Annotated in this window: 16 protein-coding genes; 8 read left to right on the top strand and 8 right to left on the bottom strand. The window is 62.2% G+C overall.

The window, feature by feature from the left end; all coding sequences use genetic code 11:
• Positions 1-116: 116 nt before the first annotated feature.
• Genes AC1DYC_RS19125 through AC1DYC_RS19110 form a run of 4 tightly spaced genes read right to left on the bottom strand, consistent with a single transcriptional unit; the run spans position 117 to position 5,246 of the window.
• Positions 117-1,913: an ABC transporter ATP-binding protein gene (locus AC1DYC_RS19125; RefSeq protein ID WP_477408966.1), complete on the bottom strand. Its 1,797-nt coding sequence runs from the start codon at positions 1,911-1,913 to the stop codon at positions 117-119.
• A complete protein-coding gene (locus AC1DYC_RS19120; protein WP_477408964.1) occupies positions 1,913-2,959 on the bottom strand; it encodes a glycosyltransferase family 2 protein in 1,047 nt (348 codons plus the stop codon). Before AC1DYC_RS19120 ends, AC1DYC_RS19125 begins: the two co-directional genes overlap by 1 nt.
• Positions 2,956-4,068, bottom strand: coding sequence for a glycosyltransferase family 2 protein (locus AC1DYC_RS19115; RefSeq protein ID WP_477408962.1), 1,113 nt, complete (start codon positions 4,066-4,068; stop codon positions 2,956-2,958). The genes AC1DYC_RS19120 and AC1DYC_RS19115 overlap by 4 nt, the downstream gene beginning before the upstream one ends.
• Positions 4,065-5,246: an acyltransferase family protein gene (locus tag AC1DYC_RS19110; RefSeq protein WP_477408960.1), complete on the bottom strand. Its 1,182-nt coding sequence runs from the start codon at positions 5,244-5,246 to the stop codon at positions 4,065-4,067. The genes AC1DYC_RS19115 and AC1DYC_RS19110 overlap by 4 nt, the downstream gene beginning before the upstream one ends.
• An 803-nt stretch (positions 5,247-6,049) precedes the next feature.
• Between AC1DYC_RS19110 and AC1DYC_RS19105 the strand changes: the two genes are divergently transcribed.
• The 7 genes from AC1DYC_RS19105 to AC1DYC_RS19075 all read left to right on the top strand — a co-directional run bounded on the left by AC1DYC_RS19105 (position 6,050) and on the right by AC1DYC_RS19075 (position 11,650).
• The gene (locus tag AC1DYC_RS19105; protein WP_477408958.1) at positions 6,050-7,396 is read left to right on the top strand and encodes a tyrosine-type recombinase/integrase; all 1,347 of its coding nucleotides are present in this window, start codon (positions 6,050-6,052) and stop codon (positions 7,394-7,396) included.
• A gap of 385 nt (positions 7,397-7,781) precedes the next feature.
• Entirely contained in the window at positions 7,782-8,000 is a 219-nt protein-coding gene (locus tag AC1DYC_RS19100) for a helix-turn-helix transcriptional regulator (protein ID WP_477408956.1), read from the top strand.
• A complete protein-coding gene (locus AC1DYC_RS19095; protein ID WP_477408954.1) occupies positions 7,997-8,260 on the top strand; it encodes a hypothetical protein in 264 nt (87 codons plus the stop codon). Before AC1DYC_RS19100 ends, AC1DYC_RS19095 begins: the two co-directional genes overlap by 4 nt.
• Positions 8,257-8,730 (top strand): hypothetical protein, encoded by a 474-nt coding sequence (locus tag AC1DYC_RS19090; protein ID WP_477408952.1) that lies wholly within the window; start codon positions 8,257-8,259, stop codon positions 8,728-8,730. Before AC1DYC_RS19095 ends, AC1DYC_RS19090 begins: the two co-directional genes overlap by 4 nt.
• Positions 8,727-10,916, top strand: coding sequence for an AAA family ATPase (locus tag AC1DYC_RS19085; RefSeq protein WP_477409017.1), 2,190 nt, complete (start codon positions 8,727-8,729; stop codon positions 10,914-10,916). The genes AC1DYC_RS19090 and AC1DYC_RS19085 overlap by 4 nt, the downstream gene beginning before the upstream one ends.
• Positions 10,917-11,155: 239 nt before the next feature.
• Complete coding sequence (locus AC1DYC_RS19080) at positions 11,156-11,425, top strand: hypothetical protein (RefSeq protein WP_477408950.1); 270 nt, start codon at positions 11,156-11,158, stop codon at positions 11,423-11,425.
• An 18-nt stretch (positions 11,426-11,443) separates the two neighbouring features.
• Complete coding sequence (locus AC1DYC_RS19075; protein WP_477408948.1) at positions 11,444-11,650, top strand: hypothetical protein; 207 nt, start codon at positions 11,444-11,446, stop codon at positions 11,648-11,650.
• 181 nt (positions 11,651-11,831) lie between these two features.
• On the opposite strand, the gene AC1DYC_RS19070 is transcribed toward AC1DYC_RS19075, so the two are convergent.
• From AC1DYC_RS19070 to AC1DYC_RS19055, 4 genes are all read right to left on the bottom strand, one after another.
• Positions 11,832-12,401, bottom strand: a complete 570-nt coding sequence (locus AC1DYC_RS19070; RefSeq protein ID WP_477408946.1) for a recombinase family protein — start codon at positions 12,399-12,401, stop codon at positions 11,832-11,834.
• Positions 12,402-12,471: 70 nt separating this feature from the next.
• Positions 12,472-13,113 (bottom strand): hypothetical protein, encoded by a 642-nt coding sequence (locus AC1DYC_RS19065; protein WP_477408944.1) that lies wholly within the window; start codon positions 13,111-13,113, stop codon positions 12,472-12,474.
• 2 nt (positions 13,114-13,115) lie between these two features.
• Positions 13,116-13,430, bottom strand: coding sequence for a hypothetical protein (locus AC1DYC_RS19060; RefSeq protein ID WP_477408942.1), 315 nt, complete (start codon positions 13,428-13,430; stop codon positions 13,116-13,118).
• 849 nt (positions 13,431-14,279) lie between these two features.
• Positions 14,280-18,401 (bottom strand): hypothetical protein, encoded by a 4,122-nt coding sequence (locus AC1DYC_RS19055; protein ID WP_477408940.1) that lies wholly within the window; start codon positions 18,399-18,401, stop codon positions 14,280-14,282.
• Between the two features lie 397 nt (positions 18,402-18,798).
• Between AC1DYC_RS19055 and AC1DYC_RS19050 the strand changes: the two genes are divergently transcribed.
• Entirely contained in the window at positions 18,799-21,507 is a 2,709-nt protein-coding gene (locus AC1DYC_RS19050; protein ID WP_477408938.1) for an ATP-binding domain-containing protein, read from the top strand.
• Positions 21,508-21,620 lie beyond the last annotated feature (113 nt).

Here is a 21,620-nt window from a genome sequence, read left to right as displayed (position 1 = left end):
CCTGGCACTTGCTGTGCACAATCGGGAATGCGTCGCGGCGGTGGTTTGCCGGCAGGATTGATCGCGATCCGCGAGCCGCCGGGCGCAAGCCGCGTCGCAGATACGGGTGCGCCCCATCACTCACCCGCTCCATGTTGGTAAAGCTCGTCCATGCTGAGCTTTGCCAGCGTTGCGAAGGGTGCCTGTTTCTTCACCCGGCCGCGGCTCAGGATCACCACGTCGTCGCAGAACGAGATGGTGCTGTGGTGATGGCTGATGACGATGGTGGTGCGGCGGCCGGCCCGCGACTTCAGCGTCTCGACAATAGCGGCTTCCGACAACCCGTCCACCGCACTGGTGGCTTCGTCGAGAATGAGAATATCGGGATCGCGCACCAGCGCCCGCGCCAGGGCGATCCTTTGCCTTTGTCCGGCTGACAGGTTGACGCCCCGGTATCCGACAAGTGTCGCGTAACCCCGCGGCAGGTGCTCGATGAATTCATGCGCCTCGGCCAGCCTTGCGGCGCGCATGGCGTCGCTGGCCGACGCCGTGTCGTGGCCGTAGACAATGTTTTCAAGAATGGTGCCGTCGACCAATTCCAGCTCCTGGCTGGCCAGGGCAATGTTCCGCAGCCACTGCCTTGGGTCGATTTCACCGAGCGGTGCGCCATCGATGAGGATCCTGCCGCTGTCGGGTTTGACGAAGCGGCACAGGAGATTGACGATCGTCGTCTTGCCGGCACCGGAGCGGCCGATCAGCGCCGTCGAGCGGCCGCTGCGGATGTCGAACACCGCCTGATGCAGCACCGCCTCGCGCGCGTCGGGGCCGGGCAGGGCACCGGAATAGGCGAAGCTCACATCATCGAAGCTGATCCCCTGGCGCAATCCGTCGAACGGCAAGCTGCCCGCCGGCGCCTCGGGCTTGTCGGAAGGATCGAGCAGCCATTGCACCTCCTCCAGCGAGCCGCTCATGCCTTGCAGCTGACTCCACGACATCTGCAAGGCGCGCATATGAGGCTGCAGCCGGTAGAGCAGGATGAGGAAGGCGACGGTCAGCGGGAAGCTTACATTCGCCAGCCAGGCTCCAATTACCACCGCCAGGAACAGCATGGCGTGCAACACCTCGGTCAGCGGCGGCAAGACGCCCTGGCGGATTGAAAGCACGAAAGCCGCCCGCCGCACCCCGTCGGACGCTTTGGCGAAAACCGCCTTTTCGTGGTTCTCCTGCCCGAAAATGCGGATCAGGCGCCCGGCATGCACCAGATGCAGCATCTGCGACGCGAGCGCGCTGTTGCGCGAGACGACGCTGCGGCTCGGCGCCTTTAGATTGGACGACAAGATCCCGTGCGCCAGCTGGACAAGCGCCAGCCCCAGCGTCACCAGCAGCGTCATCTGCCAGGACAGGAGCAGGAGGAAGGCGAGCAGAATGACGGCGGCCGAGGCACTGACGATCGCGCCGAGCAAGGCCTGGATAGCGTCGGACGCTCGCCAGGATTCATTGGAGATGATGTTGAGCAGCCGTCCGGGGCTTTGCTGCAGGAAGAAGGGGTAGCCGACCCTGAGCAACTGCTCCGACAGTGCGCTGCGGATCGAATAGCCTGCCTTGCCGTAGATGAAGCTGGTCAGCAGCGTGTTGGCGAAGGCAAAGACATTCTTCAGCAGGATCGAACCGAGGATCGCGGCCGAAATGGCAATCAGCCGCTCGCGCTCGCCGAGGTCCGCTCCAACCTGCTGGAGGAGGGCGGAGAAACCGGCCATGCCTGATGTTCCGCCACGCCCCATGATGATGCCGAGCAGCGGAATGATCAGGCCGATGCCGAGGCCTTCCAGCGCGGCGCCCGCAAGCCCGAGCCCCACCACGACGGGAACGAGCCGCAACAGCCTGCCACCAAGGGCGCGGCGCAGCATTGGCAGGGCTGACGGAACAAGTGACATTATCGCGCTCTGGCCTCCGCATTGGCTTCGCCGGCTTGCCGGTCCTGGCGCAGCGGCAACCGTTTTGGCCACCCCATCATGACGAGCAGCGCAAATCTGGCGGCACCTGCCAGGTTCATGACGACAATAGGCCAGTGCGACAGATCGAGGTCGCGGTCGAAGCGAGGACGGCCCGCCAGTTCCTTGAACGCCGCCCGCGCGGACCAATAGACATGGCGAAGTAGCCAAGGGGCGCGGCGGACATGCTTCAGGCACAGCGCACCGTTACCGAGGCTATAGTCGCGGTGCAGCCTGTCGATCGATTTGCGGTCTCGCCGGCCGTGATGATGCAAGACCGTCATGTCGGGCACATACTCGACCGGCATGCCGAGCAGCATCGCCCGCACGAGATAATCCGTATCCTCAGCCGAGCGTAGCGGGCCGCCAGCGCCGAAGCGTTCGTCGAACGGCCCGATGCGGGCCGCGACGTCGCGGTGCATGGTCATGTTGCAGCCGAGCACGAAGCCGCCCGGGTGGACCGCCGGGGTCAGCCGCTCGCGCGCCTCGCAGCGCTTGATGGTGAAGGGCAGGTCCCGGGCATCGCCGAGCTCGACGCGGCCGCCGCGGATCAGCCACGTCTCGCCGCTCCGATAGTGCCGCTCGAGATCGCGGAGATAATTGCGATCGAGCTTGCAGTCATCGTCGATGAAGACCAGCACGCGGCCTCGTGCTCGCGCCAATCCGGCATTGCGGGCAGAGGCCAGTCCGGGACGGGGCTCCGAGACGGCTGTGACCGGGATGTCTGACGTTTCGGCGATACCGGCCAGCCGCGTTGACGTGCCGTCCCGTGAACCATTGTCGACCACCACCAACTCAGCCGCGAAGGCGGCGTGGGCCCGGCATGCAGCCTGGATCGACGCTATGCAGGCCTCCAGCACGGCGGCGCGGTCGCGCGTGCAGACGATGAAGCTGACCTCGAACGACGGCCGCTCCGATCGGGGAGTTGTCGGGGCAGGCACACTCGCAAACGGGTGATCGTGCAGGAGCGGGTGGGGCCTGTCGGTCATACCAGTCCTCGCTGATAACGCGCAAGCACCGCTTCGGCCGGCGTGGTTTTGAAGAAGTACGCTACCGCGTCCGCCCGCTTTCCGGCCGCTATCGAGGCCAGGCTGAGCCAGGGCGCCCAGACGCCGGGACGCAGCGCATATTGTTCGCGGCGCCGGATGAAGTTCCATCTCGCTGTCCGCGTGAGCAATTCGTGCGTCAGCGGCGGTTCTTTTTCGTCGCTGACGAGCTGGTAGAGGAAATAGAACAGGTTCAGCGCGCCGGCCTCGAAGCTTGGCCGTGTGTCGGGCGGCAGCGCGGAAATCCGGTCTTCCAGCGCACGGATGAAATCGGCTGCGCGCGCAACCGTGTCGAAAGAGACGGCCTCGCCGATGTCGCGCAGATCAGCAGTGGCTTCCGCGAGCCCCTCACGCTTGAGATTTTCGGCCACGATCCGCAAATGCGTCCTGCGCATTTCCTTGGCATGCCGCATCGTCACGCTTCCCGCATGGATGCGATAGACGAGCAGGTTATCGGGCGACAGGGTCGCCGGGAAACGGCCAGCAAGCCGCCTGAAGAGATCGAAATCCTCGGCGTGCCTGTAGTCGGGATCGTAGTAGAGATCGTCGTTCCCTATCACCTTCCGGTTGTAGACCACCGTCGGATGCATGAATATCGTAAAGAACATCGACAATATGTCGAGCCGGCCGAGCCGGAACACCGGGTCGAGCCTGCCCTTGGCGATACGGCCGTGAAGCAAGGTATCGACGCAGGCGCCGCTGAAGCCGAGCTCGGGCCGCCGCTCGAACAGGGCCACCTGGCGAGAAAGGCGCCAGGGATAGGCGACATCGTCCGCATCCATTCGCGCAACCAGCTCGCCCTCGGCCAGTCGCAGCCCTTCATTGAGGGTGGCGACGAGGCCGCGGTTTTCACGTGAGATGACAGAGACGCGATTGTCGGCCCGGCGGTATCGTTCGAGGATCTCGAGCGAATTGTCAGTCGACCCGTCATCGATAGCGATGACCTCCAGGCGATCGTAGTCTTGCCGCAGTATGCTCCCCAGCGCAGCGGCGAGATAAGGCCCGGCATTGTAGACCGGCAGCAGGACGGAGACGAGCGGCGCGGCGGTCATCTTTGCGCATCCGTTGGCTGGAGATCGAGCGCGGCGCGACCGTCGGGGGATCCGCCCGGATAGGCTTCCGCCGCCCTGCCGAGCCGGCCGGCATCGCCGGCGCGTGCCTGGGAGCGGCCGCGCGCGACATAGGGAAAGCGGCGCTTGAGGCCGTTGAGCGGCTTTTCGAAAACCGTCCACGAGATCGAAGCGACGGCGATCGTGGCGACGCTCGCGATCAGGAACCGCCCTGGCCCCTGCTCCGAGACATTGAGCGGAATCCACGGCTGTGACTTGACGGCGAGCGACAGAAGGATGGGATGATAGAGATAGACGCCGTAGCTGATGCGACCCAGCGACAGCAGTGGCGGCAGTTCGAAAACCCTGCCGAGCACGCCGCCAAGGCCGGCTGAGCAGGCGGCGACAACGGCCACCAGCGGCACCAGGGGCAGGATCTGCAGCAGCGCCCAGCGGGCCCATTCCAGCATGGGGTCGGCCGGCGCCGGGACAAGCCACTCAATCGCCAGGAAGATGGCCGCAAGGACCGGCCAGCCTAGCCGCATCCATTGCGGCAGGCCAACGCCTCTGGTCCGCCGGCAGGCAAGCAAAGCACCCAATGCCAGCGCATCCATTGATGCCGGCGGCAGCAGGTCGCGCGCCAGCGCCGGGGTGGCGGTGATCGGCCAGTAGAAGCGATAGGCCAGCGACAACAGGATGACACCGATAGTGATCGCTTCCACGCGCCGGCGCGGTGCAAGAAGCACGACCAGCGGCCAGGCGATGTAGAACTGCTCCTCGATGCTCAGGCTCCAGAAATGGCAGAGCAGCCAGGGCGTCCATTCGTTGCGCAGCGCGTACCAGAAATTCGACAGGTAAAGCGCATGCCAGACGAGCGATCCGCTGGACTGCTCCAGATCGGTCAGCCAGACGAATCCGAGCACGGCGAAATACGGCGGGAATATGCGCAGCGCACGCCTGATGTAGAAGGATCTCAATGCAGGGCCGGCTTCGAATTCGGCCGCGGCGCGGGCTTCGAGCAGCAGTCGGGTGATCAGGAAGCCGCTCAGCACGAAGAACAGCCGCACGCCGATATGGCCCCAAAAGGAGGACCCGTTGGGTGCCAGGAAATGAGAATAGAGAACCATCGTGACAGCGATGGCGCGCAACGCGTCCAGCTGATTGTCGCGCGCGACCGCCATCAGCCATTTCCGCCGGTCTGATAGGTCAACTTGGCGGACTCCTCCACGGCGCACGTCCCGGTACTGAATCCCCCAGGAAATGGTGTAAACAGGCAATGGTGCGGTGCAACACAAAATATCTACCGAACTGTAATATTTATGTGAGCGAATGCTAAAAAATGGATACGATACGTAAATGCGCTGTGTCGTTGGCGGCCTTTCTCGCGCTGCGTCATCGAAAGAGTAGTATCGCATAAGAAAGTCTTGATTTAGTTGCGTGTATAGGATCTTGGTTTCTAGATGTGTTCCGTAGAATATCCAAATAACTCATGATATATATTTAGTGATTGAGGTCTGTATTTTCGAATAGTCGGCGAAAATCGAAACTGTCGATTTTACGCGATGCAGCATAATCGATAGCCAAGCGTCTGACGACGCAATCCTTCCCGATGGCGCGACAATCCCGGTGCGGGAGCTGACAACCGGAGATATCCGCACGTGTGGCGGCGGCCATATGGCGCATGTCGACGCAGACAGGAAGGCGTTTGCGCAGGGAGTGACGTGTCTTGGTTTGCGGCGGTCGTCGCTCGCTTGCGTCGGGTAGGGAACTGGTGCCGCTTAGGTGACTCGAACACCTGACCCCATCATTACGAATGATGTGCCAGGGCGCCGATATCGATACTGATGCATACTCGCTTTCGACCTAAATGGCTGACTTGTAAGAAATTTTGCGGAAAACGGTTCGAAAGGCATCGATATGCATACTTGTCCATAACTGGCGATCTTGTTACCTATTGTTACCTTTTCGACCAGAGGTAACGACCATGCCGAAAATCAAGTTCGCCGACGCCACCGTTCGCGCCCTCAAGTCTCCGCCCACTGGCCAAGTCGACTATTTCGACACGCTGTTGCCGTCATTCGGCGTCCGCGTCACCTCCAAGGGGCGGAAGACGTTCTTCGTTTTTGACCGAGTGGGCGGCAAGCTCAAGCGCATGACCCTTGGCCGTTACACGACTCAATTTGGACTGGCAGAGGCGCGCGAGAAGGCGCGAGCCTTCAAGGCCAGCGCAGAGCGTGGCGCCGATCCCGTTGTCGAGGCGAAGCGTGAGGCCGCCGCCGCTGAAGCCAGCACGTTCGGCGCGGCGGTGGAGAAGTTCCTCGCTGATCGGAAGGCGCATATCAGCGCCAACACATATCGCGACTACAGCACCTTCCTCGACGGTCCCGACGTGGTCGATTGGAAGGGGCGGCAGCTCGCCTCTATCAGCCGCGCCGACGTGACGGCGGTTCTCGACAAGCTCGATGCTCGCGAGCATTTCGCCGCGTCCAACAAGGCGGTCGCCTATCTCCGCGTGTTCTTCAATTGGTGCGCCGATCCCGACCGAGGCAACCTGATCGACCAGGCGCCGACCGACCGGTTGCGCATGCGGCACGACAACACCAAACGCGACCGCGCCCTGGCCGACGACGAGCTAGCCATCGTGGCGGCGGCGCTCCGCGATGACGACGCAACGCTCCGCGTCATGTACGGCCTCAACGACGCGCCACCCCTGGCCGATCTATGGCGCGATTTCTTCCTTGTGCTCGCTCTCACCGGGCAGAGGCGCGCCGAGGTTGCCGGCATGATGTGGAGTGAGCTGCGCGACCTCGACGGTAAGGAACCGATATGGGACTTGCCGGGTAGCCGTACCAAGAATGGCCTGCCGCATATCGTGCCGCTGTCACCGGCCGTCGTCACGATCCTGAAAAGGCGTAAGGTGCAAGCCGATGCCGATCGCAAGCTGGCGGAGGTGGTGGCGAAGCGGGACGGCGGCAAGGCGGAGCGTTTGCCATTTGTCTTTTCGGGCAGCGGCGGCGAGGAACCGGTGTCAGGTTTCAGCAAGGCTAAGGTTCACCTTGACGCCCGTGTGACCGCTGTAGCCAAGGCCCTTGGCCGTCCTGCCCTGCCGCGCTGGACCGGCCATGATCTGCGGCGAACAATGGTCACGGGAATGAACGAAAAGGGCGTCGCTCCGCATGTGGTCGAGGCCGTCGTCAACCACGTCTCCGGTACGGCCAAGGCTGGTGTTGCGGGCGTCTATAACAAGGCGCTCTATCTGCCCGAGCGCCGGGCGGCCTTGAACGCCTGGGCGACTCACGTCGCGGCCTCGGAGCCGACGCGGCTGGCCTGATTGTGTTTAAACGCGATGGGGCGGCCCACTACAGAACCCGCAGCCTCGCGCGGGGGTAAGCAGAGACCAGTATGCGACCAGCAGTGGAGCAACTAGTCATCTGGCCAAGCGCTTCCAGTTGGCATGGTCCTTGCTTTAATCTTGCCAAACCTGCCCAAACGTGATCTAATTATACGTCTAGGGCTCAGAGGCTCCCGACGTATCAACGGGACGCATGCTTATAGAGCGCCTTGCAGCGAGTGGCCGCCGAGCGATCCCGAACCGGCCGCTGTCAATGTTACCTCCGGCCAATAGCCGTTGAGGGTGATCGTGATCCACAAAAACCAATCCACGGCCGAAGTGTGCCCTGCGCACGCGCTGGCCAGCGACGCGAAAGGCAACAGCCATGACCGCTATGGAAGCGCTCGAACTCGACCCGCTCCTGACGACCGAGCAAGTCGCCAGGCGGTACAACTACCATCCCCAATCTCTCCGAAACATGATCGCCAAGGGTAAGGGTCCGAAATCCCTCAAGCTGCCCGGCGGACGCATCCGATACCGCGCCAGCGATCTCCTGGCCTGGGAACTGTCAGCTTGCGACGAGCCGGCCAAGGTGCTGGCATGACCAACATAGACGCCACTCCGCCCTCACCGGCGGAGATCGAGGGGGCGGAGAACTTCCTGCTCAACATCCTTATCACGCGAACCGATCATCGTCTGCGGCTCCCGCGCGCCATAAGCATGGCCCGACAGGCCGGCATCAAATGGCGCGCGATCGTTGCGGCGAGAAGGCAAGCCGGCATTGTAGCGACACGCGACAGCGATGGGGAATGGCTGTGGATGTTGCAGCCGGGCGTGGCAGTGCCGGCAGGGAGGGCAGCATGAGCGCCGTCGTCGACAAGATCATGTCGGACGCCTTGCATGGTGCCAGGGCAGCCGGGCAACGATGGGCGCACCGCGCATGGGCGGAGGCAGAAGGCGCATACGCGCGCACCCGTGCAAGCGGCGGCGACAACTACAGCAGCGTCAAAGCCTACGACGAAACCTTCGTCTACAACTACCTGTTCTGCCGCGAACTGCCGGCCGATGAGGTGATCCGCGAGGCCATGAAGGCCGGCATCCATCCGAGCGACGTCGGCAAGGCGCACGACGCGCTTGGCATCAAGACGATCGTCAATGGCGGCTGCAAGGTGCTTTGGGCACTGCCGGATGAGACTTATCGGCGGCTGGCCAGGGATGCTCTGTCAGACCCGGCGTACCGGCGGTTCAAGGCGGCGACCGCTTCACCTCCTCCCCTCAAGAGAAAACCCGCCGACACTGGCCAAAAGTGCGGCGGGCTCCCGAAGGAAATATGAAAATGTCTGATGCATTTAATTCTATCGTTTCCGCCCCTGAGCTTCAAGCATCCCGCGTCGATTTCGCATTGTGGTGCTCGCGATCCATCGGGCCGGTGTTCCGCTGTGTGCGCAATGGCAAGCCGCCGTTGAAAGCGGGCTGGCAGCAAGAGGCCACGACCGACGAGGTGACGATCCTGGAATGGTTCGGCGGCAGCAATCCGCCGAACATCGGCATAGCCACCGGCGGCGCGTCGGGCATCATCGTCGTCGACCTCGACCGTAAAGACGGCAAGGATGGCGGCAAGGCTCTCGCCGCCTTCGCCGAGGGACACGGCACGACGCTGGCTGGCAGCAAGACATTGACCGTGGCGACGCCCTCCGGCGGCATGCACCTGTTCTACCGCGTGCCTGCTCATGTGGCGGCCATGACCGGCAACGTCGGCGCCCTTGGCGAAGGGATCGACATCCGAGCGGCCGGCAATCTCGTCGTCGGCGCCGGATCGAAGATCGACGGCAAACCGTATCGCGTCCTTGATGCGCCCATCATCGACATGCCGGAGTGGCTGATAGACGCCTTCCTCGCCACCAAGACCAAGGCAGAGCCGCGCAAGGCGCCGAAGGGCCTGGAGCTGGACACGTCGCCAGCCGTAACGCTTGCCAGCCGCTACCTCGCCCACGATGCGACGCCGGCCGTAGAAGGCAGCGGCGGCGACGCTCAGACGTATGCCGTGGCCGCCGATGTGCGCGACATGGGCATTAGCGAGGACAAGGCGCTGGAGCTTATGGCAGAGCACTACAATCCGAGGTGCAGCCCGCCGTGGGAGCTTGATGACCTGGCCGTCAAGGTGGCCAATGCATACCAGTACGGCCAAAACAGCCCCGGCGTCGCGGCAATCAACCACGAGTTCGACGACCTGGACGCAGAGCACGACGCCGAGCTGCAACTGTGCCAGGAGCTTGGCCTGGATGTGCCGGCGATGATCCGCACCGCCGCAGCGAACGCGAAGGCAAGGGCGGAGCAGGACGGCGGCACGGCGGCACCTCGCATCAGCGCCACGCCGTTTGTCTGGATCGATCCCGCAACAATCCCGAAGCGTGAATGGCTGTTCGGCAAGCACTACATTCGCGGCTATGTGACCGGCACTGTAGCCCCCGGCGGCACCGGCAAGACGGCCATGACGATCGTCGAGGCGCTTTCGATGGGCACGGGTCGCGACCTTATCGGCGGCGATCCGAACCCGGCAGGGTTCAAGGTCTGGTTGTGGAACCTTGAAGACCCCGAGGTGGAAATCAGGCGACGCATTGCCGCCGCTGTCCAGTACCACGGCATCGAGCCCGCAGCGCTCGACGGCCAATTGTTCGTCAACTCGGGGCGCGACACGCCGCTTGTGATCGCCCGCAAGGTGAAAGACACCATCAAGGTGCTTGAGCCGGTCGTTGACGCCCTGGTGGCCGAAATCCGCGCGAAGGGAATAGACGTGCTTATCGTCGATCCCTTCGTTTCCAGCCATGCGCTGCCGGAGAATGACAACGCCGCGATGGACGCCGCCGTCAAGGCGTGGGCGCGCGTCGCTCACGTTGGCAATTGCGCCGTCGAGTTGGTGCATCACTCTCGCAAGCTTGGCGGCGAGGAAGCTTCGGCGGAAAGCGCGCGCGGCGGCAGTGCTTTTGTCGACGCATGCCGTGGTGTTCGCGTCATCAACCGCATGACGCCCGCAGACGCCGCCAATCTCGGCATTTCCGAGCCGCGTTTCTTTTTCTCTATGGTGGACGACAAGCCCAATATGGCGCCCCCGCCGACCAGCAAGAGGGATTGGTTTCAGCTTGTGTCGGTGCCGCTGCCGAATGGCGATGACGTCGGCACAGTCGATCGGTGGCAGAAGCCTAACCAGCTCGACGACGTGACGCCGGAGCACCTTGCCAAGGTCAGGGCGCTATTCACGGAAAGCAACTATCTGGTGAATGAACAATCGCCCGAATGGGGTGGCCGCGCGGTCGCGTCCGTCATCGGCGTCGACATCGGCGTCGGCTTGTCGGCCAAAGCGCGGACCACGGAACAGAATGCCGCCAGGGCCAAGGTGAGAGCCATTCTCACTATGTGGTTGAAGGCACCCGGCGGCATCAAAATCGAGCCGCGCAAAAACGCCAAGCGGGAGCTTAAGGACTGCTACGCAGGTTCCGACGACGCCGTAGAAGATCGATGAAAATCGAATGTGCCGCACTTGCCGCACTCAGGTGCGGCACAGGTACGGCAAGGTACGGCAAAACCCCTGCCGCACCCCACCTATATAGGGGTGCGGGGGGTGGCACGGCAGCGAAAGGGGCACTTTTTCAGGTACGGCAAAATACCCCTCCCACCCTGGCCTATTTGGCGAATGCGGGTTATCGGGTGTGGCAGTAAATATGCAGACGCACGGCATGCTGGACAAAAAGCGGATGGTCGATGAACCGCTTGTCGAAGAGATTGCGAAATCGAGGTCGATCTGTCCACGGAAAGGGTGGCGGGTCGCCTGCCGTCGCTCCGAAGTCGCAGCTTGGGCTCGCTTGGCAGCGATACAAGGATGAGCCGCGCTACCAGAGCAGCCCCTATCCATTCCGCCGTCGTCGCATGAACCTGTTCGACAAGCTAAACAGCGATTTCGTCGCGCTAATGTCGCTGGTCGGTGTCTTCTGGCTGGCAGTGCTGTTGATCCGGTACGTGATCGGCTATTAGGACATGGAGACCTTGTAGATGAGATATTCCGTTCTGGTCGACGGCGTGCCGGTTGCCAATCTGGCATTCCTTCGCGATTTAGCGTACGCGAAGCTGCACGGCGAAAAGCTCGCTGTGGAGAACATCGCAGCCGATGTTCAGATCGACGGCCACCCTGAGAAGCCGGGGCCTATGGCAACTTGGCGCTTCGACCGAGAAGCGAAGGATTGGGTCGAAGCTCACTGAGCGCGAGGAGCGAACCATTAGATCGAACCGAGCGGCTCATTTCGCTCACCCCGATTTGAACATCACCTCGCGCACGCGCAGGAAGATTTAGTCGACAGCGTCCCTAGGGCTCGGTCCGCGCAGGAACAAACATTCCATTTCGGGTCAAAATGGAATGGGGAGACGCTTGTCGTTCAAACGCTCAATCGACGGATCGCGAACCGTCGAGCACCTTCTGTACCGTTGCCTTTGAGAAGCCGACTTGCGCCGCCGTCGCGCGGATCGACAAACCGTCCGCTCGGGCCTGCTTGATCTGCTCGACGATCTCGGCTGTCAGCAGTGCAGGCCGGCCGCCCGATTTGCCTTCTGCCTTGGCCTTGGCGATGCCTTCCATCTGCCGCTCTTTACGCAAGGCCGTTTCAAACTCGGCGACGCTGGCCAGGATACCGAACACCAGCCTGCCGGTGCGCGTGGTGGTGTCCACGCCGCTGTCGTCGAGCACCTTGAAGCCGACACCCTTGGCCGCCAGATCATCGACGATTTGGTGCAAGTGTATGGTGGAGCGCGCAAGTCGGTCGAGCTTGGTGATGACGAGCGTGTCGCCTTCGCGAACGTAGTCCAGGCAGCGCGCCAACTCCGGCCGATCCTTGTCCAAGCCGGATTGCTTTTCGCTGAATATCTTGGTGGCGCCGGCTGCTTTCAGCCGCTCAACCTGCGTCGCATGGTTCTGTCCGGTACTGGACACCCGAGCGTATCCGACAATCGTTGTCATTGGTGCATTTCCTGTCCTGATTTGCGTTTAAACGGGATGCCGCGCCGTTGCCAGCGAGGCGGCTGCCCTTTCATCTGGCGACGATATGAAATTGCGATTGGCAGCAACCGCATGTGGCCGAGAACGTATCGCGGGCGACCCTGGCTTTGACGGCCGGAACACACGCGCATTCGAATAGGCGCAAGCGGCTGCCGGAGCCGGCACCGCGCGATTTGCCACCATGCGAACCGATGCCGGCCGGACATGGTTTAAACGAGACGGTACGGCCGAAGCGGTTCGTCAGAACAGCAACGGGAGCGCCGTCGTTTGGCTTCGGCAACGCGTTGATGGCAAGGCGGATGGCCGGCGTGAAGTCTGCCCAGCGGTACTGATGGCCGGCCGCGTGGCAGTGCCGAAGACCGAGCCGCTGGCATGCGTCTTTCCAGGCTTTGCCGTGGCCGGCCTCGAAGCCAGCGACGACGTGGCCAAGCTCATGAATGGTCGTGCCCGCTAGCTGGCAATCGCTTTCCTTGCCGAAGGCGCAGACCTCGACAAATGGCGCTGCGGGAGCTTCGCCATTCTGCCACTTGCTGTAATAAGTGACGCCGCGCAAACCGGCCTCGCCAGCGCCGAAAACCAGCTTGATGCCCGAGAGCCTGGCCGCATCGTCTGCACTGGCCGAAGCCGCGACGATATCGGCTACCGATCGGACGTATTGCTCATGGGTGAACATGCTCAATCTCCCCAGGCAACGCGCTTGCTGTCGGCGACGGAACGCCATGCGGTTCCGTAAATGCGCGCCTGGCGCTCCGCTTCGGCATGTACCCAGGCAATCGCTTCTGCGCGGACCTTGCGCCCGTCGTTTCCGTAGAACGACAATTCCGCCAGGGCTCGCGTCGGAAGCTCGACAACGGCGCGATATCCGTGACGGTTGAAGGATGCGCGGCAAGGCACGACGCGGGTTTTGATGACTGTTGTAGGCGTGAACATGACCTGTACCCTTTCCCTAAAGACAATGTGTACAAGAGATAAGGTACGCAAAAGGTACATGTCAAGTGGTCGTGTCAACAAAGTAAACAAAAGGGTACAAACATACCGCTTGCGACGTGCCGATGAAACGGCAAAGCCCGGTCGAAGCCGGGCTTGATGATGAGGCACCTGGCCTAAGCGGTGAGAGCCGCGCTATGCCCAAACGAACGCGCAGATGAGCCTGCCAACAACCAGCGTTGCGATCCCCGGGGCAAAGCCGAAACCCGGCTAAGCAGATGTGCGGTGTTGCGCGGCTCAATGATCCGGACCGACCGGGGGGTCTGGCGGCCGGCACCCCAAAGAAACGGTCGAACCCGGAAAAACCCGCATACCCCGATAAAAATTTGCGAGCCTCGCGCGCGGACCGGCGCTGCCCTCAATGGCAAGCCGGCGACCAGTCAACCCCGCCCTCGCGCGCGGGTACGATCGAACCGATATATCCGCCTGTATCACCGAAGCACCGGGGAATGCATCGGCACACGATGCGATCATTTATTGGTATCTCCTCCAAACTATGTTCGTTGTTGACCGAAATAGGGCCATAAGTGGCCTGTCTGCTTTCGGGCAAGGTCGAAAGCCGTCATCGCAGAGCTGGATCCGTGGCCACAGCCGAAGTTGAGCGGGGGAGCGATCTCTAAAAATCGACCGTGATCCGCAGATTCTCGTCGGACCTTTGCACCGCAGCCGCTTCGAACATCGCCGGATGTCCGAGGTCATACGCGGGAAGGGGGCCGATGCGCGGAAGAAGGCGCCGAGCAGCCGCTCAACGTAGATCGCGTCATTCTCAAGCAGCGTGGCGACGTCGCCCGGCTCCTGCCCGACAGGTAGCGCTTGAGCTCGGCTCCCGCCCGATTTGTTTGGCGCTGAGGACTATCGAAGCCAATAGTCCCTATGGTCCAAAGTGAAGAAGATCGAGATGATCTCCCCAGTCGCAGCGACAAGAACATCGGCCACGACGCCCTCGACCGTTTTGCGTTGCCTGCCTTTGCCGAAGACTACCTGACGAGGCCGCGCATCTCGTAGCGCCGCGCGCACCTGCTCGCGGCTCAGCTGTCGTCCAACCTTGTGATGCTCGACGTGGGACAGGATGAGCAGATTGCCGGCATGGCGTGCGCCAGAGGCCCCGGCATAATCGGCATGATGCGCGTCGATCATCTTGGCGCGATTCTCAGCCAGCTCCACATAGCTTCCGGCCGGCGCCAGCTTGGCCGGCGCGTGCGATGCAAGCGAGATTTGGCAGTGAAACGCGTAATGGTTCTGCTTCAAATCCCTGATCTGGTCTTCCTCCCCCGGGACCGCCGCGCGTTCGCGTTTCCTGTTCTTGTCGCGCTCGGCGGGCTTTTCAGGTTCGGACTTGCCGTGTTTTTCCGTCAGGGGAGCGGGATGGGGAACGTTCCGGGCCGGGTCCGGCGTCCAGTTATAATGGCCGATCGGCGCTTCCTCCGGCTCGACCTCACCGATCGGCTCGTCCTCATCCAGCGGTTTTTCATCCGCTTCCAATGGCTCCTCGAAGTCGAGCTTTTGCTCGGCTGCGGCCTTGGCCTCGACGATGTCGGTGTTGAGCGCCGCGGCCAGGGTTGGGCCGCACCAAAGAGGAGCGCTTTGCACGAAAATTCGTTCCGCGATCGCCATAAACAGGGCGCTCTCGACGCTGCTCCGTCGGTCGTCAGGCTCAAGCTTGAGCCACAGTATGCCCGCAGCCTCGTCGAATGCATGGTCGATCTCCGTCGCGATTTCGCGCTGACCGATCTTGTAGGTCGCAACAACCCTCCTCGCGCACATGACGCTCGCGATGCCGGAAAGACGGCTGGGCCAGTGCGCATGAATATACTTCCTGTCGACCTGATAATGGTCGAGCCGCTTTTCGAGCGTCCTGGCGATACGCCGGGACTTAAGCGTCGTGACGATCTCCTGAACCCAAGTCGGTGCCGGCACGGAATCGGACCCCGTCACCTTGGCGGGCTCGCCCGCGACATGTCGAAGTGATCGCACACCCTGGCCCAGCAGGATTTGAGTGATCGAGGAAATCACCTGCTCATGCTTGTCGATCGCGAGCATGAGCGATCCTGGATCGTCCAGGATGGTCCGCGCAAGCGCTGGGAAATCCTTCACGAAAACCGAGCGGCCCCTCGTAGCTGTACGGTAGCTGACAAGCTCGAGGCCGCGCGCGCTGTCGACGGGAAGGCAGGGCTCGTTCTCATAAATGCCCCACCAGCTCGTCGGCCCACTCTCATGCGCGAAATGGCGTACGATCTGCGGTAAGTGCGGTTCGATTTGCCGCTCGCCCTCGCGCAGCCAGGCGAAGAACGCGCGTGAGCTCTCCGTATTGGGCTCGGCCGGCAACACGCCGGCGCGGCGATAAAGGGCCTGGTCGTTTGGCGCGAGATTCTTGCCGCTGATCTGCCGCCGGTAATCGCCCCAATAGTCACCCCTGTTGCCCTTGAAGGCGAGCGCCACAGGCGCGGCAAAGTCGCCGCCTAGCGGAATGCACGCAAGCTGGCCGATCCCGAGATCATAGCCATCGGCAACGTCGGCGAGCGCCTTGAGCCGGCCCAGCAATGCAGGCTGGTTGGCCAGGTCCGCGGCAAGCGCCGCGCGCAACATCGCCGCGGTCGGGGCGGCGCGCATCGGCCAGATCTTCGCGAGTGCGTCGGAGCGGCTAGCGGCGACATGCTCGCCCACTAGGGACAACCGCCCCACCGCCGGCGTCGGTGAGACCAGGTCCGATCGTGCTCTAAGCGTACCATCGAGCGCCAAGGCCGGCGGTGCGTCGCTCGCGGCCAGGACTCGCGCGCTTGTTGATTTGGCGATGGCTTCCAAATCGCGCTCGAACTTGCGAAACCGCAACATTTCCTCAGCATCGAGCACCAGTCCCTCTGGCAGATCAGTGAGGGTGGCGGCCAGCCAGTTCGAGACTTCCGCCTCGCTGGGCTCGTTGCGAACGGTAAGGCCCAGCCGTCTGTGCGCCAGCGCGGTCCGAAGCTTCGCAATGTCAGCATGCGGGCGCGCTAGCGCGCTCACGACGACCCGGGCGGCCCCGCCGCTCTTGGGCTCGCACAATCTGCCGAGCGGTCCCGGCATGCCGCTGGCATCCGGCCAAATCGGCAGCTTCTTGATCGCGGGCCAAGCCTTTTTCGGGAATCCCGCGGGGTTGCGAACCAGCCACGCGAAAAGCCCTTTGGCGACCGTCGCGCCGATTGGAGCAGCGGCCAGGGTCTCGACCAGTTCCGGAAATCCGAAATGCGGCCGCAGCCAATTGTGCGATCTAAAGATCGGATGCGCGGAAAGGTCGGGATGAACGATGGGCGGCAGGCTGACGCCTGGCAGATCGGTAGGAAGTTCAGAGGCCAGGCCCATCTGCGACATCGGCGTCGTGATGCCATTTGTGTTGGGGAGCTCGAGGTCCTGGGCCGGCGAAGGGATCGGATCGCCTTCGAGCAAGGCGTCGAGATGGCGCCGAACCAGAGGAAGGTTCGACAAACCCCGACGGCGCTCTGCGTCGCTCGCCCAAGGAAAATAGCCTCCGTCTTCCGCATCAAGCGGCCTCAGTCGCTCGGCAGCGTCGGTCTCGTCGAAGCTGATCCGGTTTTCTAGCCAGCCGGCAAGATTCCGGTCGAGCAGGAGCGAGCGGATCCGCTCCGGCGTCGCGGCCGCCAGCAGCCATTCTTCGGGAGGCGCCACATCCGCCAGGGCGTGTGAATGGACGCCGGGACGTGTCTGCGTGCTCGGGATCAATATCCGCGTCCAGCGGCGGCGCGTCTTGTTCGTGGCCGCGCCTTGTCTAGCGCGCGGCGCGATGCTCGGGAGCGCGCGGCTTTGCGCGAGCGCCACGACCAGCGGGGCGAGCCGCTCGTCCGGCGCGAAGTCGGCGCCCAGGAGATCGAGTGGTAGCAAATCCGAGCGGCTGAGCAGCCACGAAATGGCCTCGACGAGAAGCGCGTCGCAGCCATTGACGAGATGTGTGTTCCAGACCTTCGACTGGTCGGCGAGGCCATGCCGCTCCGTATCGGAGGCGAACGGCGCGGAATAATGGGCCGCAAAGCCGCTTGAGGAGGAGGGGCCGCCCAGCACATAGCCGATCGGATATCTGAGCTCGCCGCGGCCGGCAACAATCCGCCCCCGCAGGGTCTCCGCCCAGGCCACCTCGATGGCGAGGCGTGCCTTGCGGGCATAGAAAGCCGGAACGTCATGCTGAGCCCCTTGGGGGCGTCCGATCGTGCGCGTGGCGACCCGCTCTCGAAGTGCGCTATCGCCATCAGGTCCGCTTATCTCGCAGCTACGTGAAAAGACCTGGAACTTGCCCTTGTCGAGCGCCCTTGTGGTCGAGAAGAAGAAGCGCTTCGTGCCGAGCCGGTGATGCCTGAGCTCGATGACATAGTGCGGCCGGATGTCCGGCCGCAGGGTGCCGATGAACCGCTGTGCCAGGGACGAAGCCGCGTCAGTGAACAATGCGTCGATATCCGCCTCGCTCGGCACTTCGAGGATCGTCCGCTCGCCCGATTTCGAAACCAGTTGCCGGCGCCGGTATGGAATCTCGATGGCGCAACCTACGTCCGGTCCGTCGGGATCCGCAATTGGCACGCGGCGCGCACCGGGTTTGGGCGGTTTGTTCTCCCCATATCTGTAGAGTGTCTGATGGGTCCTAAGCTTGCCCGATCGGATGTGGATCGAATCGCCGATCGTGAAGCACGCCTTGAGGCCGTGATTCTTGATGCCAATGAGCCCTTTTTTCTGCGGCACCTCATCGCCCGCGCCGCGGAGATAAGTGAGGCGCTTCCAGCCGTCCGCATCGACCGGTGCGCCATTGCCGCTGCCGATGAGCCGGTCGGCGCCGAAGTCTAGGACCGTATGCGTGCTGCCCGCGTCGATCTCGTTCTGCAAGATCTCAGCCACAAGATCATCTGCGCGTAAGCTTCGGATGAAATTGAAGAACTCCGGGACCATGTCGGTCTTGGTGTCATAACCATCGTCATTGAAATCCGGATCCGCCATTCTTCTTCATCTCACGAAATCAAGTCGAAGTCCTAGTGAGACTGCGCCGGGATGTTTCTATGTACGGTTTTCGGACATCTTTCGGAGCTTGATGGCTCCGATATCGAGGTGGTCGGTGCCGGCTCGAAGTTTAAGGCGGTCTTCGCGGTGCGTCCGCGCTTGCGGAGTTTGCGCTGAGCCTGAATGTGAAAGGGCTGGGTCTTTGGCCGTCACGCCGGGGACCCAAAGTCACATGGTTCATCATGTCGATGCGGGTCGGCCTGCAAAGGCCGGCCTGCAATACCGCCAAGGCTTGCACTCCGAAAATACCTTCAATCTCCCTTCATGCAGAGGGGAATATTTGTCTAAGATGCTTTAAGTCCGGGAAGGAAGACAGACTGGAGAAGGACGCAAGATCTTGAACAAGAAAAAGACAGTTTCCGTGGTGACGGCGCCCCCCAGCCAGTCGGAACGCGCTGTGCCGATTGCAGAACATACGCTGCGGCACTTTGAGGAGACGGCAGACCGGGTTCGGGAGAAACTTGGTGAGGGTAGTCCGTCACCCGCCAACGCCTTGGCTTCACTAAACGCCTTTACAGACGGCCCTGCGGTTCGCCGCGTGAGCCAGAACTCTGATCAATTGCGGCGCGCGCTTATTGCGCTGTTGGCAGAGCCAGCTTTTTCCCGTGTGGTGGCGCGGGACGAAGATGGCGCCCGCAGGTTCGTCTTCGTTTCCCGGGCGATCCCGCACCGGACGCCTTCGGACGGAAGCATTGCTGTCGGCTACCATCTCCCCTTTGGTCGAATCGCTGCGCTTCCCATTGGAGGAAGCATCCTGGGTCCCGGATCTCAAACATTCACGGTGCTCGAGAAGTCAACGCTGTACGCCAAGGAGGTGGGCGGTATCTGGGACTCACTCAACACCTTCGTTGAAGGCAAGGATTTTGCGGCGTTTACGGTCGTTTCGCTTCGCGAGTTGCTGCGGGGCATGGGTGTCGCCGAAGAAGAGCTTGATATCCTTGAGGCCGCACTGGCGAGCGACAGGGCTGCGGCCGTCGTTTTTGAGGGTCGCAAACGCGATGTCATTACCAGGATGGCGCTCCGTGATCTTAAGGTTCTAGACGAGTATCAGGATGAGATATTCCGTCTCCCCATTGATACGCGCCTTGTGATCCTTGGGCCGCCCGGCACTGGGAAAACGACCACGCTTATCAAGCGTCTTGGACAGAAGATCGATTTGGAAAGCCTTCCTGAGGAAGAGCGGGATGTGATCGGCGAGACAACGTCGGGCGAAGCCCAACACGAGACGAGCTGGCTGATGTTCACCCCAACCACGTTGTTGCGGCGGTATGTGAAGGAAGCCTTCGCGAAGGAGCTTATCCCGGCACCTGATGAGCGTATTCAGACTTGGGACGACTACCGGCGCGAGCTTGCCCGGAACCGCTTCGGTGTCCTACGCTCCGCTGCCGGGGGCGGCTCGTTCGTGATGAAGGATGCGTTGCCATTTCTGTTGCCGGAGACGGTAGCGGCGCAGCGGGCGTGGTTCGAGGATTTTGAGGCTTGGCAGCTCGGCCTGTTTTGGAGGGAACTGAAAGCGAACGCCGACATTCTGGCCGCCGATGGCTCGGCAGATGTAAAGCGTCTTGGCGCGCGTCTCCGGGAAGCACTTCCGTCGTCCGTTTCTGGCCACCATCCGGGCGCCTTAATTTCCATAGCGGCTATGGCGGACGAGCTTCAGGCGCTGATCGGCGGATTGAAGAGGAAAACCGACGAGGCGCTAAACGCGGCGGCGAGGCAGGCGCTTCGGGCAGACGCTGGTTTTCTTGATGCGCTTGTCGCGTTCGTCGGAACGCTAACAGAAAGCGATGATAACGAAGATCCTGACGAGGAGGATGAAGAAGAGACCCGGCAGATCAAGCTTGGCCGCGAAGCTGCTGTGGAAGCATTATACCGCGCCTTGCGTGCCAAAGCGCGTGCAGCGGCCAGTGGACGATCGCTCGGAAAGCAATCGCGAAACGGCCGACTTGTCGATTGGTTTGGCGACCGTAGCCTGACGCAGGACGCTTTGCGCACAATCGGGACCGATCTCCTTCTGCAAACGGCAGCGCGGCGTTTCCTGAATGCCGAACGGCGTCTTGTTGACGGGGTAGGCGCACGGTATCGACGCTTTCGTCGCGAACGTCAGACAGAAGGCCGCTGGTACCGTCGTGATCCGATTGCGGCGACCGACCTGCACCCGCTGGAGGTCGATTTAATTTTGCTCGCCATCCTCAACTCCGCCCGCACATTGCTTGCGGATCGGCGGATTGCACGCGGGCACGCCCAGGGCCGCCATGCCGCGTTGGCGCCCGTTCTGTCACTGAACCGCACGCAAATCCTGGTGGATGAAGCGACAGATTTCTCGCCGGTGCAACTTGCCTGCATGGCGGCGTTGTGCGATCCGGCGGCCCGTTCTTTTGTCGCCTGCGGCGATTTCAATCAGCGCATCACGGAATGGGGAAGCCGTTCGGATGACGACCTGAGGTGGGTATTCCCAGATTTCGAGGTTCGTTCCGTCAACATCACTTATCGCCACAGCCGGCAGTTGAATGAGTTGGCGCGGGCCATTGCGCAGCTTTCATCACCCGATGTCCCCGAGGCGCAGTTGCCGCAGCGCGTCAACAATGACGGATTCGACCCCGCTCTCGGCGTCAAACTGGGAGATCGCCTCGCCTGCGCGTCCTGGTTGAAGGACCGAATAGTCGAGCTTGAACGCCTGAGTGGCCAAGTGCCGAGCATCGCAATCCTGGTCAGCGATGAAGAGGAGGTTATCCCGATGGCTGTGGCGCTGAACGATGCGCTTGCATCGAGCAACATTCGCGCTGTTCCTTGTCCATTCGGTGAAATGGCCGGGCAGGAGAACGATGTGCGCGTGTTCGACGTGCGTCACATCAAAGGTTTGGAATTTGAGGCGGTCTTTTTCCTCGGCATCGACCGGCTCGCGCAGCGCCAACCCGATCTGTTCGAAAAGTACCTTTATGTAGGAGCGACGCGCGCCGCGATGTATCTCGGTCTGACCACCGCAGATGACCATCTTCCGACCAAATTGGCTGCACTCGAGGGACGGTTTGGCAAGCAATGGCTTTAGAATTTGGGGGCAGGACGCATTGGGGTCGGTGCCACGAGCGGACACGGAATGGGACATGACTGTTAGGACGTTTCCGACGGAACAACAGATTACCCGGAAAGAAAGGGCCGTCA

The sequence above is a fragment of the Mesorhizobium sp. P2_E7 genome (assembly GCF_056403855.1).
This window is presented reverse-complemented; position numbering and strand designations above follow the sequence as displayed.

Excerpts from the sequence above, each read along its gene's own strand:
- AC1DYC_RS19125 (WP_477408966.1), bottom strand. The coding sequence starts at position 1,913 with ATGTCACTTGTTCCGTCAGCCCTGCCAATGCTGCGCCGCGCCCTTGGT.
- AC1DYC_RS19120 (WP_477408964.1), bottom strand. The coding sequence starts at position 2,959 with ATGACCGACAGGCCCCACCCGCTCCTGCACGATCACCCGTTTGCGAGT.
- AC1DYC_RS19115 (WP_477408962.1), bottom strand. The coding sequence starts at position 4,068 with ATGACCGCCGCGCCGCTCGTCTCCGTCCTGCTGCCGGTCTACAATGCC.
- AC1DYC_RS19110 (WP_477408960.1), bottom strand. The coding sequence starts at position 5,246 with ATGGCGGTCGCGCGCGACAATCAGCTGGACGCGTTGCGCGCCATCGCT.
- AC1DYC_RS19105 (WP_477408958.1), top strand. The coding sequence starts at position 6,050 with ATGCCGAAAATCAAGTTCGCCGACGCCACCGTTCGCGCCCTCAAGTCT.
- AC1DYC_RS19100 (WP_477408956.1), top strand. The coding sequence starts at position 7,782 with ATGACCGCTATGGAAGCGCTCGAACTCGACCCGCTCCTGACGACCGAG.
- AC1DYC_RS19095 (WP_477408954.1), top strand. The coding sequence starts at position 7,997 with ATGACCAACATAGACGCCACTCCGCCCTCACCGGCGGAGATCGAGGGG.
- AC1DYC_RS19090 (WP_477408952.1), top strand. The coding sequence starts at position 8,257 with ATGAGCGCCGTCGTCGACAAGATCATGTCGGACGCCTTGCATGGTGCC.
- AC1DYC_RS19085 (WP_477409017.1), top strand. The coding sequence starts at position 8,727 with ATGAAAATGTCTGATGCATTTAATTCTATCGTTTCCGCCCCTGAGCTT.
- AC1DYC_RS19080 (WP_477408950.1), top strand. The coding sequence starts at position 11,156 with ATGAACCGCTTGTCGAAGAGATTGCGAAATCGAGGTCGATCTGTCCAC.
- AC1DYC_RS19075 (WP_477408948.1), top strand. The coding sequence starts at position 11,444 with ATGAGATATTCCGTTCTGGTCGACGGCGTGCCGGTTGCCAATCTGGCA.
- AC1DYC_RS19070 (WP_477408946.1), bottom strand. The coding sequence starts at position 12,401 with ATGACAACGATTGTCGGATACGCTCGGGTGTCCAGTACCGGACAGAAC.
- AC1DYC_RS19065 (WP_477408944.1), bottom strand. The coding sequence starts at position 13,113 with ATGTTCACCCATGAGCAATACGTCCGATCGGTAGCCGATATCGTCGCG.
- AC1DYC_RS19060 (WP_477408942.1), bottom strand. The coding sequence starts at position 13,430 with ATGTACCTTTTGCGTACCTTATCTCTTGTACACATTGTCTTTAGGGAA.
- AC1DYC_RS19055 (WP_477408940.1), bottom strand. The coding sequence starts at position 18,401 with ATGGCGGATCCGGATTTCAATGACGATGGTTATGACACCAAGACCGAC.